Origin of the sequence: Bradyrhizobium sp. SZCCHNRI3043, assembly GCF_032377735.1 — a bacterium.
Lineage (GTDB): Bacteria > Pseudomonadota > Alphaproteobacteria > Rhizobiales > Xanthobacteraceae > Bradyrhizobium.
Genome location: NZ_JAUHID010000041.1, coordinates 1 through 1,087 on the forward strand (window position 1 = coordinate 1; position 1,087 = coordinate 1,087).

The following is a 1,087-nucleotide window of genomic DNA, read 5'->3' on the forward strand; positions in this document are numbered from 1 at the left end:
CCTGGTTCACGCTGCCTCTGATTCTGCTCAGCCCGCTCACCGGACTCTGTCTCGAGCTCGGCCTGACCTTCGCAGGCAGCGCTCCGCCCACCGCAGCCAAGCGCATCTCGCTGCCTGACGCCGTCAGCATCGTTTCCAGGGACCACGACCTTTCGGCGGTCAACTCGATCGGCAATCGCGGCGGGCGGATGATGGCGAGGATCATCGAGGACGATGAGCTCAGGGCCTATGCTGTGACGTCCGACGGGCTCTCCGCGTTGCCGCGCAACTGGCCGCGCCTGCTGCACGAAGGCAACTGGTCGCTGATCGGCAGCGCGGCCAACGTGCTGATCTCGATCGCGCTGTTCGCACTGCTGATCACAGGCGTGCTGATCTGGGCGCAGCGCCGGCTGCGGCGCCCGAATCGCGCGCGCACCGTGCCGGCAAAGCCGGTGGTCGCATCCTCGATGCCGTCCTGACGAGCGGCGACCGTCCCACGGAGCCGGCTCGACGCTGCGAGCCGGCCTCCAACTCCGTCTCGCGCGCTGCTTCGCCAAAGGCCGACCCGCGCCGCGCGAGCTCGGCGGCAGACCTTTTCCGATCAGTGTGACAAGAACGACGTCGCTGCCCGACCGCTGCGGGAATGGAAGCGGCGCGTTGTCTACTCTCACCTCAAAAATTTGATGCGCCCGTCCGGTGCAAGCGAGCACCGGCGCCGCGCAGGACGAAGCTGTGCGCAGCACCGCCCTGTCATCAACGTGACTTGACTACGTCTGTGCTGCCCCGCATGGTCCGGATAGAAAACGAAACGGTTTAGTTTTATGTCAGATCATGTCCGAATGTTTCCCGCGCGTTTGAGGGGGGCCCCGACAGGCCGCGCGATGTCCGTCCCGCTCGGCCTTTTTGGCTGCAGCGTGCTGCTCGCATCCTGCGCCGTCGGCCCGGACTTCATCTCCCCCGAGGCGCCGGCCGCGACCGGTTACGTCGCCGAGCGACGCCTCGCCGCGACCGCCAGCGCCTCGACGCCAGGGGGCAATGTGCAGAGCTTCGCACCCGGAGGCGATCTGCCCGGCACCTGGTGGGCGCTGTTTCATTCCCGGCAGATCAA

General features: G+C 67.0%; 1 protein-coding gene and 1 pseudogene. Both read left to right on the top strand.

Going from position 1 to position 1,087, the window contains the following annotated elements; translation table 11 throughout:
* The coding region (locus QX124_RS31805; RefSeq protein WP_315799303.1) for a PepSY domain-containing protein at positions 1–458 on the top strand (458 nt) is incomplete at its 5' end.
* 402 nt (positions 459–860) lie between these two features.
* A pseudogene (locus QX124_RS31810) lies at positions 861–1,087 on the top strand (histidine kinase); the annotation flags it as partial.